14 protein-coding genes are annotated in these 18,230 nt (G+C 62.7%); 11 read left to right on the top strand and 3 right to left on the bottom strand.

Annotation, left to right across the window (positions count from 1 at the left end; genetic code table 11):
* The first annotated feature begins 107 nt into the window (after nucleotides 1-107).
* From V7116_RS14100 to V7116_RS14075, 6 genes are all read left to right on the top strand, one after another.
* Entirely contained in the window at nucleotides 108-2,264 is a 2,157-nt protein-coding gene (locus V7116_RS14100; protein ID WP_324392576.1) for a TolB family protein, read from the top strand.
* Between the two features lie 48 nt (nucleotides 2,265-2,312).
* Nucleotides 2,313-3,590 (top strand): M23 family metallopeptidase, encoded by a 1,278-nt coding sequence (locus V7116_RS14095; RefSeq protein WP_324392575.1) that lies wholly within the window; start codon nucleotides 2,313-2,315, stop codon nucleotides 3,588-3,590.
* Nucleotides 3,591-4,084: 494 nt separating this feature from the next.
* The gene (locus V7116_RS14090) at nucleotides 4,085-6,064 is read left to right on the top strand and encodes a PPC domain-containing protein (protein ID WP_324392574.1); all 1,980 of its coding nucleotides are present in this window, start codon (nucleotides 4,085-4,087) and stop codon (nucleotides 6,062-6,064) included.
* A 178-nt stretch (nucleotides 6,065-6,242) separates the two neighbouring features.
* A complete protein-coding gene (recA, locus tag V7116_RS14085; protein ID WP_324392573.1) occupies nucleotides 6,243-7,319 on the top strand; it encodes a recombinase RecA in 1,077 nt (358 codons plus the stop codon).
* Nucleotides 7,320-7,514: 195 nt separating this feature from the next.
* Complete coding sequence (locus V7116_RS14080) at nucleotides 7,515-8,606, top strand: thioredoxin domain-containing protein (RefSeq protein ID WP_324392572.1); 1,092 nt, start codon at nucleotides 7,515-7,517, stop codon at nucleotides 8,604-8,606.
* A gap of 211 nt (nucleotides 8,607-8,817) precedes the next feature.
* Entirely contained in the window at nucleotides 8,818-9,534 is a 717-nt protein-coding gene (locus V7116_RS14075; protein ID WP_324392571.1) for a S1 RNA-binding domain-containing protein, read from the top strand.
* 81 nt (nucleotides 9,535-9,615) lie between these two features.
* On the opposite strand, the gene V7116_RS14070 is transcribed toward V7116_RS14075, so the two are convergent.
* A complete protein-coding gene (locus V7116_RS14070) occupies nucleotides 9,616-10,041 on the bottom strand; it encodes a vitamin K epoxide reductase family protein (RefSeq protein WP_324392570.1) in 426 nt (141 codons plus the stop codon).
* 330 nt (nucleotides 10,042-10,371) lie between these two features.
* Here V7116_RS14070 and V7116_RS14065 point away from each other — a divergent pair, with 330 nt between their 5' ends.
* The 5 genes from V7116_RS14065 to corA all read left to right on the top strand — a co-directional run bounded on the left by V7116_RS14065 (nucleotide 10,372) and on the right by corA (nucleotide 16,592).
* A complete protein-coding gene (locus V7116_RS14065) occupies nucleotides 10,372-12,570 on the top strand; it encodes a RelA/SpoT family protein (protein WP_324392569.1) in 2,199 nt (732 codons plus the stop codon).
* A 23-nt stretch (nucleotides 12,571-12,593) separates the two neighbouring features.
* Entirely contained in the window at nucleotides 12,594-12,872 is a 279-nt protein-coding gene (locus tag V7116_RS14060) for a hypothetical protein (RefSeq protein ID WP_324392568.1), read from the top strand.
* Between the two features lie 334 nt (nucleotides 12,873-13,206).
* Nucleotides 13,207-14,343: an AfsR/SARP family transcriptional regulator gene (locus V7116_RS14055; RefSeq protein WP_324392567.1), complete on the top strand. Its 1,137-nt coding sequence runs from the start codon at nucleotides 13,207-13,209 to the stop codon at nucleotides 14,341-14,343.
* A gap of 154 nt (nucleotides 14,344-14,497) precedes the next feature.
* Nucleotides 14,498-15,631: a glycosyltransferase gene (locus tag V7116_RS14050; protein WP_324392566.1), complete on the top strand. Its 1,134-nt coding sequence runs from the start codon at nucleotides 14,498-14,500 to the stop codon at nucleotides 15,629-15,631.
* A 4-nt stretch (nucleotides 15,632-15,635) separates the two neighbouring features.
* Nucleotides 15,636-16,592 (top strand): magnesium/cobalt transporter CorA, encoded by a 957-nt coding sequence (corA, locus tag V7116_RS14045; protein WP_324392565.1) that lies wholly within the window; start codon nucleotides 15,636-15,638, stop codon nucleotides 16,590-16,592.
* 200 nt (nucleotides 16,593-16,792) lie between these two features.
* Here corA and V7116_RS14040 read toward each other — a convergent pair whose 3' ends face one another.
* Complete coding sequence (locus tag V7116_RS14040) at nucleotides 16,793-17,857, bottom strand: N-acetylneuraminate synthase family protein (RefSeq protein WP_324392564.1); 1,065 nt, start codon at nucleotides 17,855-17,857, stop codon at nucleotides 16,793-16,795.
* The coding region (locus V7116_RS14035; RefSeq protein WP_324392563.1) for a glycosyltransferase at nucleotides 17,854-18,230 on the bottom strand (377 nt) is incomplete at its 5' end. The genes V7116_RS14035 and V7116_RS14040, both read right to left, overlap by 4 nt.

The following is an 18,230-nucleotide window of genomic DNA, read 5'->3' as shown; positions in this document are numbered from 1 at the left end:
GACTCCCGGTGCTTGCCCACACTACCCTTTTTTTGTAAAATTCGGGACTGGATCATCCTGATCCGCACCCGCACCGGCGGGAATCCCTCACATAGATAGGGCGGCATATGCTAGTTCGCGCGTTCCGCGTCACCGACCGGCTGGGTAATGCGTTTTTGCGCATCGCGGCGTGGACCGCGATGGTCCTCGTCGAACAGGTGGCCTCCATACGCCGGAGCCTCATCGCGCTGATCGTCGGGACAGCCCAGTTCTTTGTCCACTCCGTGCGCCGCACCCGCAGCACCGCATACCAGGCGTACGAAGCCACCAACGATCAGTACCAGCGCACGATGGCCCAGCGTGCTGCCGAGGCGGAGATGAAGCCGCGCGTGGTGGAAGATCCGCTGCGCCAGCAAAACCGCGCACTGAGCGCGTTCGCTGTGCTCCTGCTGCTGATTCTGCTCGTCGTCGTGGTCCTGCAAACGCAGGACGACAACAAGCCGGAAGTTGCATCCAACGTCAACTTCTGGCCGGAAGCAAACGGCACGCTCCAGCCGACGGCCCTCTTCCCCACCGCTATCCCGACCGACACCGCCGTGCCCGATCCGCTCCAGCCGGAAGGCAGCCTCGTTTATACGATGCGCGACAACGGCCAGGACGATCTGTGGGCGATCAGCGTCGGGCAGAGCACGCCGCTGCGCCTGACCAACGACGCCGCCAACGACCGCGACCCGGCGTGGAGTCCTGACGGGATGCGCGTCGCGTTTGCCAGCACGCGCGACGGCAACTGGGAACTCTATATTATGGAGGTATCGTCGGGCGCGACGACCCGCATGACCTTCACGCCCGGCTTCGAGGGCGCACCCACGTGGAGCCCCGACGGCGCATGGCTGGCCTACGAGGGCTACAACGACGACACGCAGGATCTCGACATCTACATCATCAGCACCGATCCGAACCGCGCCGCCGAAGATGGCGCGACCCGCCTGACCTATGCCGCCGGGCCGGACATCGAACCGGCGTGGTCGCCGCAGGGCCGCCAGATCGCCTACACGAGCTGGCGCACGGGCGGGCAGGACATCTTTATCTATAACCTGGACGAAACCGATCCGCGCCGCGAAGAGCTGGCGATCAACCTAACCAATTCTTCCGACATCGACGAAAATTACGCCTCGTGGAGTCCCGACGGCACGCAGATCGCCTACAGCGCCACGGTCGGCGGCGTGGACGAGGTTTTCATCAAGTCCGCGCAGCAGCCTCAACAGGAAGCGACCGTGCTGGCGCGCGGCAAGATGCCCGCGTGGTCACCCAGCGGCGCGAGCCTCGTCTATACGCTCGATCTTTACGATGGGCGCCAGACTCAGATCCTGACCGCGTCCTCGACGCCGTTCAGCGCCGCGACCAATGCCATCGCCCTGCCCGCGCGCGCGTCCGATCCGGCCTGGACCAACGCCTCCCTGCCGCGTGGATTCATCGACGGCGGCGGCGTCCCGGCCAACCCCGACGTCTCCTCGCCGCTGTACACCGAAGAAGAGCGCCAGAACGAAAACGGCCTCTACGGCCTCGCCGCGCTCGACGGCGTGACGGCCCCCTACCCGTACCTCTCGCCGCGCGTCAACGACTCGTTCGAAGCGCTGCGGGCCGCGGTGCTGGCGCAGGCGGGCTACGACTTCCTCGGCACGCTGGAAGACGCCTTCTGGCCCGCCGACCGACCGCCGGAACCGGGCGAACCGGCCCAAAACTGGCACTACACCGGGCGCGCCATCGCGTTCAACCGCGAGCTGATTTACGCCTCGTCGCCGCAGCCGGTCGAGATCGTGCGCGAAGACATCGAGGTCAACACCTACTGGCGCGTATACGTGCGCGTCGCGGACGAAGCGCAAGCCGGCGCGCTGGGCGAGCCGCTCCGCAGCCGCCCCTGGGACTTTACCGCACGCAACAGCGGTAATGTCGAAGACTACGAGCGCGGCGGACGCCTCGACGACCGCGTGCCCGCCGGGTACTACGTCGATCTCACGCAGATCGCGGAGGATTACGGCTGGCTCCGTACGCCCGCCCAACGGACGTGGCAGTACAATTTCAGCGCGATCCAGTACTGGGATTTCCTCAAGACCCAGGGCCTGAGCTGGAACGACGCCATGCTCGAACTCTATACCCCCGCCGAGTTAGACGCCTTTTTGAGCGAAGCAACGAGCGTGCCACCTCCACCGCCGCTGCCCACCGCATCGCCCACGCCGGAGCCGCAGCGCAGCCCGACGCCCATCCCGCCGGACCTGCAATCGTAAGGGACGGCAAAGCGGCGCTGTTCGCCGCTCACGCGGAGCCAAAGGTGTATGGAACGTAGTCACCATCTCGAAGGTTTATTTATTGTCGTTCTGTTGGCTGTTCTCGCCGGGCTGTACCTCTGGCAGAACAGCCAGCCCGATTTAGTCGCGTCGGTCCCGGTTCCAACCGCGACTGGCGGAAGCGCCACCGTCGAAAGCTGGCAGGCCGCGCTTGAACAGCAGATCGCCAGCGCCAGCACGCCGCTGCCCACGGTCGACCTCACCGCGACGGCCTTCGTGCCGCCCACGCTGGAAACATCCGGCGAAGACTCGGACGTCGTCTACGCCCCAACGCAGATCTCCGGCGCAACCCTGGCCGCGCCGACCAGCGAGGTCACGCCGACCGAGCCGCCGCCCCTGCCGCAGACCGGCCCGACCGAAACGCCCATCCCGACCGGCGTCTCGTCCACGTCCAACAGCCAGATCGCGGACTTCCAGCCGCCGCCCGAACAGGCCCCGCTCAGCGTGCAGTCCGGCGATCATTTCTGGCTGCGCCGTCCCGTAGACGCTAGCGCCAACAGCGCCAGCCTGTTTTATTACCCCTTCGGCTCCAACGGGCCGGAAAACCAGTGGCGCGTGCACCACGGCGTCGATATGCCCAACCCGGTCGGCGAGCAGGTTCACGCCGGGCTGGCGGGCCGCGTCATCTGGGCGGGCGACTGGACGCAGGTCTTCGACGGCAGCACGGTCGAGATCTATCCCTCCTACGGGAATGCCGTCGTGATCGAGCACGATTACGGCTATCGCGGGCAGAAGATCTGGGCGCTCTACGCGCACCTGTCGGCGGTGCTCGTCAAGGTGGGCGATCACGTCGAGGCGGGCGACCCGATCGGGCTGGTGGGCGCGACGGGCGACGTCAGCGGCCCGCACGTGCACCTGGAAATCCGCGTCGGCCAGAACAATTATTTCACCGTGCAGAACCCGCTGTTGTGGATCGTGCCCTATGTCGGCACGGGGGTTATTGCCGGGCAGGTGCTCTACGCCGACGGCGTTTATGCCGACGACGCGACAATCACGCTCAGCCAGAATGGCCGCGTCGCGGAAACAACGTCCAGCTACATCAGTCCCTACGTGGACGACGCGCGCACGTGGCATGTCATCCCCGACACGTACTGGAAAGAGAATTTCGTCCTGGGTGACGTGCCCGAAGGCACGTACGAGATCACGGCTAACATCAACGGCCTGCGCGTCTCGGATCGCATCACCGTCAAGGCAGGCACGGTCAACTATATCAAGCTCCAGGTCGAAAGCCCGGCGACGCCCCAGCCCGCAGCAGACGAAAGCTAGAGGCTGTTATGCACTTTTTGAGCGAGAGAACTGATTTCTCGCTTGTCCATTGACCTCATGATCCGTAGGGGCGGGGCTTGCTCCGCCCGTTTTTTCGGGGTCCCCGCGCAGCAGGGTTGCGTGGGACAATTTTCCCTTCCCTCCGCTTGCGTGGGGGAAGGAGCCAGAGGATGGGGAGCCAGAAGTGCATAACGCGCTAGCGCCGGACGCGCGCAGACACGTACCCTACGCTATCCCAGCTATTGCCTGAACGCGGCTAATCAACCTTTGCCTAACCTGCTGCGATTGGCTACACTCAAAATGCATAAGGAGCGGCAGTGATGACTGCCGCCGCGATGAGGAGTGGTAATGTGATGACTCAGATGGACCAAAATCTCCGCTCTCTTCGGCCTACTGGGCAGCTGGCAGCGGGGCTAGTGCTGTGCGTTGCGCTTGTGCTCAGCCTGGTCCTGATTTCCGGCGCAGTACTCGCTCAGGGGGACCAGAGCCGGCAGTTGACAGTCGGCGATGTTGTTTCAGGCACGCTTGATTCCGACAATTTTGTTCAGGTTTATACCTTTGCAGCCAGCACGGGCGATTCCATCACGGTAGATGTCTCCACCGAGTCCGCAGATCTCGCCCTGGTCCTGGTGGTCACCGACCAGAACGGCAACGTGGTCGCGCAGGACGCGGACGTCAGCACTCCGGGGACGGCTTCCGTCACCGATCTGGCGATCGAAACGAACGGCACGTATTACATTCAGGTCATGCGCTCGACTGGCGCGGACGGTGATGTCTCCGGCGATTTCGAGCTGGAGCTGAGCGGCACGCAGCAGATCAGCGGCGACACCGTCACCCTGACCGACGGCGGCATCACGATCGATCTGACCTGGGCCGAAGCCGTTGACCTCAACCTCGAAGTCCGCGACCCGGTGGGCGGCACGGTGCACGCCTTCAGCCCCAGCGCGCCGAGCGGCGGCAGCCTGAGCGCGGATGTGAACGGCGAATGCCAGGACACGACCGCTGACAACCCGACCGAGACGGTCAGCTGGCCGGTGGGCGAAGTGCCCGCGGGCAGCTATGAAATCATCGTACACTATTACGACGCGTGCGGCATTGGCGGCCCGCAGGAATTCCAGCTCGACACGACCGTGAACGCGGGCACGACCCAGAGCATCCCCGGCACGCTGAATCCCGACCAGGAATATCTCGCGCGTCTGATCGTCCAGCCCAACGGCTCCTGGACGCTGGAAAACGGCGGCGTGAACGCGGGCCTGAACGTCTCCCTGTTCAGCAGCGAGATCGCCAACGCCGAGCCGATCGCGGCGGGCACGACCGTGTCCGGCACGATCTCCAACGCCGAACCGGCGCAGGCCTATACGTTTGACGGCACGGCCAATACGGTCGTCACGCTTGCGCTTCAGGCCCAGTCGGGCAGCCTCGACACCTACCTCGCTCTGCTCGGCCCGGACAACACCATGGTCGCCAGCAACGACGACTTCGGCGACAGCACCAATTCCGGTCTGACCTATACGCTCGGCGCGGATGGCACTTACACCATCATCGCCACGCGTTACGCGCTGTCCATCGGCGGGACCCAAGGCGACTTCACGCTGAGCCTGACCACCGGCACAGCCGAAACGCCCGCGACCACCGAAGGCACGCCCATCCCGGCAGCCACCGAAGCAACCACGGGCACAACGCTGACTCCCGGCTCGATCGAAGTGACGCTGACCTGGCCGACCAACGCCGACCTACAGTTGAACGTCCGTGATCCCAACGGCGACACGGTCTATGACGACGAGCCGGAAATCGCCAGCGGCGGCCTGCTCGAATCAGTCGGCAACCAGAACTGCACCGACACGACCAACAGCCCGGTGTCCTACATCTACTGGCCTGCCAACCGCTCTCTGCAGGCGGGCACGTACGAAGTCGAAGTGTGGTATCAGGACAACTGCGGCGATAACACGCCCGTCAACATTGCGCTTCAGGTCGATGTGAACAACCAGACGATCATCAACACGCCGCAGCAGGTTCCGCTGGGCGCGCACTTCATGATCACCTTCACCGTCGGCCAGGACGGCACGGCGACCGCAGGCCCCGGCGGCTTCTTCGACATGACCACCGCCAATTCGCTGAACTACTCGTCCCAGCTCGACTCAGCCACGCCGATCCAGCTTGGTTCGACGGTTTCCGGCAGCATCACCCAGGCCCAGCCCTTCGAGCTGTACTCGTTCGAGGCGGACGCGGGTGACGTGGTGGACATCACCATGACGGCCACGGGCGGCACGCTCGACACGGCGCTGTTCCTGATCTCGCCCAACGGCTTCCAGGCCGCCTACAATGACGACATCGAAGTCGGCGTGAACCGCAACTCGGCCATCACCGACACGACCCTGTCGGCGTCCGGCACGTACACCATCATCGCCACACACTACGGCCTCAACGTGGGCGGCACGACGGGCACCTACACCCTGTCGCTGTCCCAGCCCTAAGCCGGCCCTTCTCTCCACCGCAGTCCACACCCGCAAGCCTGAGCGCTTGCGGGTGTTTTTTTGTAAATATTTCGCACATATGGGCTATAAGTTATTGATCTACACGAACGTTTGTGCTATACTTTTCCTTATACTGATGGGAACAATTAGGCGATATCTCGCTGATGGAGTGACAAAGATGGCAGCAGCAGACGCCCGGCAGAAAGCGCTTGACTCGGCTTTGGCCGATCTCACGAAGCGGTTCGGGGATGGGACGATCGTCCGGCTCGGGGATGCGGCGCATCTGAATATCGAAGTGATTCCCACCGGTTCGCTGGCTATCGACTTGGCGCTGGGCGTCGGAGGCATCCCGCGCGGACGCGTGATCGAGATCTACGGCCCGGAAAGCTCCGGTAAAACGACGCTGTGCCTCCATGTGATCGCGCAGGCCCAGGCGATGGGCGGCACGTGCGCCTTCGTGGACATGGAGCACGCGCTCGATCCGGTCTATGCCCAGCGGCTCGGCGTGGACATCAACAACCTCTACATTTCGCAGCCCGATATGGGCGAGCAGGCGCTCGAAATCACCGAGGCACTGGTGCGCAGCGGCGCGATCGATGTGGTGATCCTCGACAGCGTGGCGGCTCTGGTTCCGCGTGCGGAACTCGAAGGCACGATGGGCGACAGCCATGTCGGCTTGCAGGCCCGCCTGATGAGCCAGGCGCTGCGCAAGCTCTCCGGCGCGATCAAGCAGTCGAACACGTCGGTGCTCTTCACCAACCAGCTCCGCGAAAAGATCGGCGTCATGTTCGGCAACCCCGAAACGACGACCGGCGGGCGTGCCCTGCGCTTCTACGCCAGCATCCGCATGGACATCCGCCGCATCCAGGCCATCAAGCAGAAGGACGAGATCATCGGCAACCGCACCCGCGTGAAGATCACTAAAAACAAGGTGGCCCCGCCCTTCCGCCAGTGCGAAATCGACCTCATGTACGATCGCGGCTTCTGCATCGAGAGCGACGTGCTCGACCTCGGCGTGGAGTGCGGCATCATCGACAAGCGCGGCGCATTCTTCCGCTACAACGACGGGCTGATCGGCCAGGGGCGCGAGAACGCCAAGCAGTACCTGCGCGAAAACCCGGATCTCATGCGCGAGCTGGAAATGCTCATCCGCAACCAGTACAATGTCGTGCCACTGCAAGCGCATGTCGGCAGCGACCTTGAACTGGCCGGATCGGATTCCGACGACGACGCATCCGTGGAAATGGACGACTAGCCAGACATCGCTGCCCTTTCAAGCGATCCAGACCGCTGCCTTTGTGCTCCGCAAGGCAGCGGTTTTTTGTTTATATTTGTTGACAATATCCATTGACGGTTGGCAAGCAGGCTTGCGGACCGTATAATCATGGTCCGAGCCACTGGACGACGCGCGATCTAGTCGGTTTTAGTCATTGTGAAGAAGGAATCTCCCATGGCCGAACTTACCCCCGAGCCTATCGACACCAAGCGTCCGGCTCCAGTGCCGCCTCAAAACTCCCAGTCAAATTCCAGCCACATACTCACGATTACGATCACCGCGCTGGTCTTTTTGCTCGCGGGCCTGTTGATTGCCACCCTGCTCAGCAACAGCGGCGACAACGTCTCTCAAGACGATCTGGATGCCGCCGTACAGCGGGCCGTCGATACGCAGGTTGCGATGCTCCAATCCGCTGCGCCAGCCTCCGCCGGTGACGTGGATGTCCAAGCGATGGTCGATCAGGCGGTCAGCGCGCAGATTGCAGCGCTTCCCCCCGCAGAAGCGGGCAGTGTCGATCCGGCGCAAGTTCAGGCGATGGTCGATCCAGCCGAGATCCAGGCGATGATCGATCAGGCCGTCGGCACACAGGTTGCGGCGCTTCAGCCCTCGGGGAGCGCGGGCAGCGTCGATGCAGCCGAGGTCCAGGCCATGGTCGATCAGGCGGTCGGCACACAGGTCGCCATGCTGCGCCCCACCAGCACGCCGATCCCGCCCACCCCGACGATCATCCCGGCGGCATATTATGAAGATGACGACGCGTTCCAGGGTCCGGCGGACGCCAAGGTCGTGATCGTAGAATTCGCGGACTACCAGTGCACCTACTGCGAGCGGTGGTATACCACCACGCTTCAGGAAATCCTGACGGCCTACCCCGACGAAGTGAAGTTTATTTACCGCGACTTCCCGATCTTCGGAGATGACTCGATCCGCGCGGCGATGGCTGCCGAATGCGCCAACGACCAGGGCAAGTTCTGGGACATGCACAACGCGATCTTCGACGCCACGACCAGTGAAGAAGGCGTCACACTCGATCAGGCGACACTGGTCAGCTTCGCAAGCGATCTGGACCTGAACACGGACGACTTTGAAGCCTGCCTGACCAGCGAAAAGTACATGAGCGAAGTTCAGTCTGACTATCAGGCAGCGGTCGAGTTCGGCCTTCAGGGCACGCCCGGCTTCGTCATCAACGGCGTCGTGTACCAGATCGGTGCGCAGCCGTTTGACTATTTCGACCAGCTCATTCAGCACTACCTGACCGCCAGCTAAACGCGGTCTGCCACGATTGGCATAACGACGAGGAAAGGCGAGCAGAGGCACAACAGCTCGCCCTTCCTCGTTCAACGGCTTGTGCGCCACAGAACAAACAGGCCAAAGATACCGTTGACCCACCGGGATTGAACAGGTATAATCCGCCAAGTTCAGTTCAAAAGGCATATCGAGCCGTATCGTCCTATGGTACGGATAAGGAGCACGTCGCATGACTACCGAAAACATCGCGCCCACCACCATTGACGAGGTCGTCCCGAAGATGAAGGTCGAGGGCGTCGTCAAGAAGATCGAACTGTACGGCGCTCTGGTGGACATTGGCGTTGGCCGTCCCGGCCTGCTCCACATTTCCCAGATCAGCGAGGGACACGTCAAAAACGTCTCCGATGTCCTGCAAGAAGGCCAGACTATCACGGCCTGGGTCCAGGAAGTGGACCGCAAGCGCGGGCGCATCAGCCTCACCATGCTTGAGCCTGCGGCTCTGGGCTGGTCGGAGATTGATAACGGCAAAGTGTTTACCGGCAAGGTCGTGCGCGTAGAGAAGTTCGGCGCATTTGTTGACATTGGCGCGGAGCGCCCTGGCCTGGTGCACGTCTCGGAATTGGCTCAGGGGTATGTGGGCGACCCGACCGACGTCGTCAAAGTTGGTGATGAAGTTCAGGTCAAGGTGATTGGTGTAAACCGGCGCAAGAAGCAGATCGACATGAGCATCCGCGCGCTGGAAGAAGCCGCCATGATCGAAGCAATCGAAGAGGACGACGAAGACATGCCCACCGCGATGGAACTGGCCCTGCGCCAGGCCCTCGAAGGCTCCGGCATGGTGATGCCTCAGCGCCAGCAGCAGAAGAAGCGCGGCAAGAAGGAAAAGCGTCACCAGGAGCGTGAGGACATCTTCGCGCGCACCCTGCGTCAGCACGCGAACGACTAAGCGCTTCCCGGCACTACAAAACGACAGGCGGCCAGTTGGCCGCCTGTTTTTGATCCGTCTGATAAGCTTGAGTGTCGAGCGTTATGCTTGCAGCGCCGTGAATAGTCGGTACAGCCGCACGCTGCCCAGCACCAGCAGCACGATGATCAAGGCCGCGGAAATCAAACACCACTGGCAGTACGCGTCCAGCACGGTCGCTTCGATCAGGGTCAGATACACCGAAAAGATCACGCCGAACAGGGCGAACCCCACGACCAGCGTCCGGCCATAGGCGGCCAGGAAGGCAATCTGATCTTCCAGCAGCAGCACGCCCAGGATCGCTACGTATCCCGCCAGCCCCAGCAGCGCGATCGGCACGCCCAATACCTCTGAGTAGGCGCTGGACTGGACCGTCTCACAGTTGATCTTGCCCGTATCCAGGCACTGCGTTTCGCTGCCCGTCACTTCCGCCCACGACAGGTATCCCGCGACGGCAATCCCCGCAATCGCAAGCACAACGGCAACCAATCTCAGCCAATCCAGTTTCGGCGCTTCAGTTACAGCTTCAGTGTTTTTCGCTTTCGTCGCGGTCACCCCAAATTCCCTCCGTGCGTCCAGACAGCAATCCGTCCAACAGCGCAAAATGTAGTTTAAGTATACCTGTTTGTGTATTAAATGGTATAGATGTTAACAAAATACACATCTAGTCCCGCGTAATACACCAAACAGGACAAGTATACCGTAGATTTTTGGCCGCAAACTCGGCTATAAAAGGGTACTGGTTCTGCTTAAGGATTGCAGCCGGACCTCGTAGGAGCTATACTTATAAAAATCGCATAGCCAGAGGCTAGCACCGCTGTGCAAACGACCGAGACCCTTGACATAACTGGCATCCTCCAATCCCTGCCCGGTCTTTCCATCGGCGATCAGGCGCTGATTGAGCGCGCGTTCGCGCGGGCCAAAATTGCGCACGCGGGCCAATTCCGCAAGTCGGGCCAGCCCTATATCATCCACTGCATCGCCGTCGGCCAGATTCTGGCCGACATGGGTATGGACGCGACGACGATCGCCGCCGCCATCCTGCACGATGTGGTCGAAGACACCGGGGTCACCCTGGACGACATCGAGGCCGAGTTCGGCGCGAAGGTCGCGGAGCTGGTCGATGGCGTCACCAAACTGAAGCAGCTCCCGACCGGCGTGGAAGGCATGCACGGCGGCAAGCCGCGCGACCGCGAAGCGGAATATCTGCGCAAAACCTTCCTGGCGATGGGGTCGGACTTCCGCGTCATGCTGATCAAGCTGGCGGACCGTCTGCACAACATGCGCACCCTCGGTTATATGCCGCCGCACAAACAGATCCAGACCGCGCGCGAAACGCTCGACATTTTCGCGCCCATTGCCAACCGGCTGGGCATCTGGCAGATCAAGTGGGAGCTGGAAGATCTCTCCTTCCGCTACCTCGACCCCGACCGCTACCGCGAGATCGCGGGCCAGATCGACGAGCGCCGCAAAGACCGCGAAGCCTATATGGAGCGCGTGACGGCCTACATCCGCGAGCAGTTCGCGCGCGAAAACGTGCAGGCCGAAATCAAGGGCCGCCCCAAGCACATTTACTCCATCTACCGCAAGATGGAGCGTAAGCACCTGCCCTTCAGCCAGATTTACGACATCCGCGCGATTCGTATCATCGTGGACAGCGTGCCGGAGTGTTATCAAGCGCTGGGTGTGATTCACAACATTTTCCATTCCATCCCCGGCGAATTTGACGACTACATCTCCTCCCCCAAAGAAAACTCGTACCGCAGCCTCCACACTGCCGTGCTCGACAAAGAAGGAAAAACGCTCGAAGTCCAGATCCGCACGCGCGACATGGACGAAGAAGCAGAGTACGGCATCGCGGCCCACTGGCGCTACAAGGAAGGGCGCAGCGGGAGCGGCAGCGGGGAAAGCGCCTTCGAGCGCCGCATCGAGCGCATCCGCCGCATGATGGAAGACGTCCAGCAGGACGGCGGCGAGGACGCGAACGATTTTGTCGAAGGCATGATCGAACAGATCACGCCGGAGCGCATTTACGCCTTCACACCCAAGGGCGACATTATCGATCTGCCCGAAGGCGCGACGCCCATCGACTTTGCCTATCACATTCACACCGAGGTCGGTCACCGCTGCCGGGGCGCGAAGGTCAACGGGCGGCTGGTCGGCCTGGATTACCAGCTCAAGAACGGCGAGCGCGTCGAGATCATCACCGCCAATCGCGGCGGGCCGAGCCTCGACTGGCTGAACCCTGACCTGGGCTTCACCAAGACGCAGCGCGCGCGCGGCAAGATCCGCCAGTGGTTCAAGCGCCGCGACCGCGAAAAGAGCATCGCGGACGGCAAGGAAGTACTCGACCGCGAGCTGCGGAAGCTCGGCATGGCGCAAATGTCGCGGCCCGACATCGCCTCGCAGCTAGGCTACGCCACGGCGGAAGACCTCATGGCGGCGATCGGTTTCGGTGACGTCACCGGCGCGCAGATCGCGTTCCGCCTTCTGGACGCCGAGCGCCGCGCCGAAGAAGCCGCCGCCGCGGAACGCCTGGAAGCAAACGTCACCCGCGCGCCGGAGCCGGTGAAGGCCGACGGGATGCGCATCGACGAAACGGGCGGCCTGCTGGTGACGCTGGCCCGCTGCTGCAATCCCACTCACGGCGACGACATCGTGGGCTTCATCACGCGCGGCAAGGGGATCAGCGTGCACCGCGCGGACTGTAAGAACATCCTGAATACCAACGAGCCGGAACGCATCATCAACGTGACGTGGCCGCCTGCCAGCGAGCAGATCTACCCCGTCCCGGTGCTGATCGTCGCCTACGACCGCGAGGGCCTCATGCGCGACATCGGCGCGGTCATCGCGGACGAAAATATCAACATGTCGAACGTGAACATCAGCACGCGGCACAACATCGCCACGTTCGAAGTCACGATGGAAATTCACGACCTGAAACAGTTGGCGCGCATCCTCTCCAAAATCGAGCACCTGCCCAACGTGGTCGAAGCCGTCCGCCGGACGGCAGTCTAGCCGTTGAAAGACAGGGGAGCAGGGTGAGCCGTTCCGCACGCGCGGTCGTGATCTGTCTTGTGATGCTGCTGTCCGGCACGATCGCCGGCGCGACGTTTCGCCAGCCCGGCGAGCCGGCCCCGACGCCGCCCGCGTCGAGCGTGTCCCCCTCGCCCACACCGCTGCCCGGCAGCACACCTGTCGCTACGGCGGAGCAAACCGAGCCTGCCGAACTCCGCCCCACCACGCCGCGCCCGACCGCGTCACCACGGGCCGCGTCGCAGCAACCGACCGGGTTACCTCCTACTTCGTCTTCACAGTGAAACTAATACCGCTTTATCTCAATCGTAATCTTACCTCTACCGCCAATTCTTACGTTGCATCTCTATAACACTATTCTAATTGCCTCAGAGCCATCTTTCGGTTGTGGGGATTTCCTCATACGTGTATAATGCTATCAATAAAGCTTATCAGTCTAGAGCTATAACAAAACAATCAATCGCAGCCAAGCCAAACACGTGACGCCTGTTTTACAGATGGAGGTTGTCAATCGTGAATACCGTTAATCCTTTTTCTCATGCAACGGAGCAGTTTAGAAAACTGGCGCCCGAGATCACACTTGTCGTCCTCCATCCCGATTTCCACGGACAGCACAGTTTGCTCGCGCCGATCCTCCTCGAAACAGACACCACCCCCATATTTATATCGGTCAAAGCGTCCAACACGTCGCTGCGTACCCTGCTCGGCATGTTCCAGCACGCGCTGAAAGCGCAGCTTGGCGCGGACCTGCCGGATCTCCCGCGTGACAAGCAGGCCGCCGACAGCATCGCCCGGGCGCTGCAGGCGCATGGCCCGGTCACCCTCGTGCTGGACGCCTACGACCAGACCGCGCAGGACGAAGTCGTGCCATTCATCGCGGCGCTGGCGAAAGCGCTGCAAGGCAAGAGCCGCCTGATCCTCGGCGGGCGCGAGCTGCCAACTGGGCTGTTGAAGCGGGAGGATCTTCAAGGCAAAACCGCCGTCGTGCCCGTGAATGCCGACAAGATGATGTTGGACTACGTTGAAGTGGCCCAACAAACCGTGCTTGAGGTGCGCGCGCTGGGTCCCGGTCGGGTGCTGATCAATGGGCGCCTGATCGAACAATGGGATGGAGTGCTGCCGCGTACGCTGTTCTTCTACTTCGTGGATCGCGGCATGACCACCCGCGACGAGATCTTCCACACCTTCTGGCCGAACCTCTCCACGCGTGAAGCAACGAATGTCTTCCACGTCACCAAGCGCAAAATCAGCGAGATCCTGGGCACGGACCTGACCGTCTACTGGTCCGGTTTCTACCGCATCTCGCCCGAGCTTGAGCTGCACTACGACGTGCTGAAATTCGCTGAGGCCGTGCAGAACGCCGCCGTGGAAGAGGACGACACCGCCCTGGTTCTGCTGCAAAACGCGGTTGAGCTGTATCACGGCCCCTTCCTCAGCACCATCGACCAGGAATGGGTCACCAACCGCCGCAGCGAGCTGGCGACGACCTACGCCGAAGCCCTGGCCGGGTTGGCCCGCATCTACCGCAACCGCAGCGACGCGCAAAACGCGCTCGGCTGCTACCTGCGCGCCGCCGCGACCAGTCCGCAGCGCGAAGACCTCGCCCGCTCGATCATGGAACTGTACCGCGACCTGGGCAACCCCGGCGCGGCGTTGGAAGTCTATGACCGGCTGGAGTCGGAACTGAAAAGCACGCTCAACGTCGATCCGTCGCCGCAGACCGCAGAGCTTGCCAGCGAGATTCGCAGCAGGTAAGTTCATCGCACCGGCTTGATCCGCACACACCCAGCGCCCCGCCTGTTGACGGGGCGCTGTTGGCGTTCACCGTGCCCCCCGCCCGTCTTGCGCCTGCCGGAGCCGGATTCAGCTATAATCGCACAGACACCATCTGCGCATCGCAGGCCCGCCTATGCCATCGATTTGCGTTTTGACGACCGTGCACGATCCCTTCGATTCGCGCGTCTTCCACAAGGAAGCGCGATCGCTGGCGCGCGCCGGGTATTCGGTCACGCTGATCGGCCAGGATGCGCCCGATGCAGTGATCGACGGCGTGCAGATGCGCCCCTTCCCCGCGCGTCCCCCTGCGCGGCAGGCGTGGCGACGCTGGCTGCGGCTCCCGCAGATGTGGATCCGCGCCCGCCGCGAACACGCGGACGCCTACCTGCTGCACGACCCGGAATTGACCCCGATCGGGCTGCTGCTCAAGCTGGAAGGCCGCCGCGTCGTCTATGACGTGCACGAGCACGTGCCCTACCAGATCCTCGACAAAACCTGGATCGATGCCCGTCTGCGCAAGCCGGTCGCGTGGCTGTACGACCATTACGAACGCGCCATCGTGAGCCGCTTTGACGCGATCATCGCCGCCTTCGAGCAAATTGCCGACCGATTCCCCCGCGCGAACCCGATCATCATCCGCAACGTGCCGGAACTCGACTGCTGGCAGCACGCAGACGCGGGCAGGTGCAGCCCTGACGGCAAAGTGATCGCCATTTACGCGGGTGCGGTCCAACCGGATCGCTGCGCGCTGGAGCTGGCCCAGGCCGCCGCCCTGCTCGATCCGGCGCTGAACGTGGAGGTCTGGATCGCCGGGCGGTTCGTCTCGCCGGACTATGAAGCGCAGGTGCGCGCCGCCGGAGCGGACCGGATCAGGCTGTTGGGCCACGTCCCGCACGACCGGATCCCGGCGCTGCTGGCCCAGGCGCACATCGGCCTGATGAGCCTGCGCCCCCAGCTCAACAGCGCGGTCAACTGGCCGATCAAGCTGTTCGAGTACATGGCGGCGGGCCTGCCCATGATCATGACCCAAAACGCGTTTTGGGCCGGTCTCGCAGGCGACAGCGCCATTCAGGTGGATATCGAAGACCCGCACGACGTCGCGCGCGGCCTGGAAACGCTGGCCCGCGATCCTGCCCTACGCGCCGCGCTCGGCCACCGGGGCTACGCCCTCGCGCACGACCGGTACGACTGGGCAGACCAGGAACGCACACTCGTGGCGCTGTTCACGCGCCTGATCGGGCCGCCCGGCGGCCAGGAGACACACTAAACCCGTGGCAACCGTCACTGTGTACGACAAAACCAAACGGCGCAGCGCCGATCCCGACGACCTGAAAAACCTGATCGGCCCGGACAAGCCCACCGTGTGGATCGACATGACCGGTCCCACCGACGAGGATCTTGTCCTGCTGCGCGACGTGTTCAAATTTCACCCGCTCGCCATCGAAGACACGCGCAATCACTGGCAGCGTGGCAAAGTGGACGAATACGCCGATTACCTGTTCACCATCCTGAACCCGGTCGAGTGGGGCACGAACCGCCCCCTCTTCCGCGAGCTGGACGTATTCACCGGCTGCAACTACGTGGTCACGGTGCACCGCAGCGACGAGCCGCTGCTGGAAAACGTGCAGACGCGCATCGAGCGCATGAACGCCATGCCGAGTTCCGGCTTTTTGCTCTACGCCATCCTCGACATCGTGGTGGACGGCTACTTCCCCGTGCTCGATCTGCTTGCGGAGCAGATCGAAGACCTGGGCGATCAGGTGCTCGAACAGCCCAACCAGAAGATGCTCAACCACCTGTTCGACATGAAAAAGACCCTGGTCGATATGTGGCGCATCCTCTGGCCCCAGCGCGACATCCCCAACAAGATCATGCACCACGATCTGCCGTTTCTGGACGAAGAAGCACTCAACCACTACCTGCGCGACGTCTCGGATCACCTGATGTGGATCGCGGAGATGGTCAGCACCTTCCGCGACACGCTCACCGGTACGCTCGATCTCTATATGTCCGCCGTCTCCAATCGTCTGAATAAGGTCGTGAACCGCCTGACCATCGTCACCGTGCTGATCGGTCTGCTGACCGTGATCAGTGGCTTTTACGGCATGAACTTCAACGATACGTGGCCGCCCTTCGGCTCCGACTGGGGCGTGCCGTTCGTGCTGACGCTGATGGTCGGCCTCGTCACGGGACTACTGCTGCTGTTCAAGAAGCTCGATTGGCTGTAGGAACCAGGGATTTTCGAGGGAAAACAGGCGGGTTGGAAACTCGCCCCGACAAAACCCTGTTGGAAGCTGCTTGTCTTCCCTCTCCCACCTGAATTGGGGGTGAGGTCGCGGTAAAAAAACCGAGGCGTATCACACGATACGCCCCGAGCAATCATTCCACCACACGTGATCTTGATTTGCCAACGACTAAAAACGAACAACTATGAACTGAGTTCGACCATCTCCCACGTGATCGTCGTGTCCTCGGGAATGTCCACCGCCGCCGCGCGCCCTGTCAGCCGGTCCACCTCAACGGGCGAGATGCCCGTGCCGGGACGTTTCATGATCAGCATGTCCGGCGTGATGACCGTGCCCGCCGGGATCGTCACCGCCGCGACGATGCTGCGCCGTGCGTAGGTCCGCGCCGCTTCCTCGCTCGGCTGGACGGCAAACTGATCGTTGCCGAGCGCCGCCGCGATCGTCCGGCAGTTGCGCACCAGCGTCGCCAACTGCCCCGGATCGACCGAGAGGTAATGATCGTCGCCTGGCAGCGTCCGGTCTAGCGTGAAGTGTTTTTCGATCACCGCCGCGCCCAGCGCCGCCGCCGCCGAGGGCACGATCACGCAGTCGTCGGGGATCGTGTGGTCCGAAAAACCGACCGGCACGTCGGGAAACTCCTGCTGAAGCCTCACCATGCGCCGCAAATTCGCATCTTCGTCGCGCGTGGGGTAGCTCAGCACGCAGTACAGCAGGATCAGGTCCTCGCAGCCCGCGCGCCGCAGCACGTCCACCGAGGCGTGCACCTCGTCCAGCATCGAGGCCCCGGTCGAGAGGATCACCGGTTTGCCCGTCCGCGCGCACGCTTCCAGCAGCGGCACGTTCGTCAGGTCGGCGGACGCGATCTTGAACGCGGGCATGCCCAGATCGTCCAGAAACGCGACCGCGTCCAGGTCGAAGGGCGTCGATAGCCACGTGATGCCCGCCGCCCGCGCGTGCTCGAACAAAACGCGGTATTCCGCCTCGCCGAACGTATCCGACTGCTTGAAGATCGCGTACTGCGTGCCGCTGGCTTCCGCGTCTTCCCAATAGCGCGGCGCGGCGCGCGTCACCAGTTTTTCCGCCTTGTACGTCTGGAACTTGATCGCGTCTGCCCCGGCCTGTTTCGCCTCGTCGATCAGCCGCCGCGCGGCGTCCAGGCTGCCCTTGTGATTCACCCCGGCTTCCGCGATGATGTACGCCGGTTCGCCGGGTCCGATCCGCCGCTCGCCAATTAGAACGGATTTCATGCGTCCCTCCGCGTGACAGGTTCGGGCATCGCCGCTTCAAATGCCCGGTAACGCTCCAACATCAGCCGCACGATGCGCCCCGTGCCGCCGCGAATATCCGCCGCCAGCATACGCGCGCTCATGCGCTGCCGCTGCGCGAAATCATCCACCAGCCGCGCGACCGCCTCGCGCAGTGTTTCGTCCAGCACGTCCGCGCCCAGTCCCAGGTTCACGAAGCCGTTTTCGGCCAGCGCGAACAGGTGCCGCTGCTCGCGCGCGTTCTGGCTCATGACGATGCACGGCGTCCCGATCGCGGCCACCTCGTATACCGTGCGCCCGGCGGACGTGATCACCAGATCGGCGGCGGCCATCCGGCGGCTCATGTCGCGCACCT

It is taken from the genome of Aggregatilinea sp., from assembly GCF_036822615.1.
GTDB lineage: Bacteria > Chloroflexota > Anaerolineae > Aggregatilineales > Aggregatilineaceae > Aggregatilinea.
The sequence above is the reverse complement of the archived record's forward strand: the minus strand, read 5'-3'. Positions and strand labels throughout refer to the sequence as shown.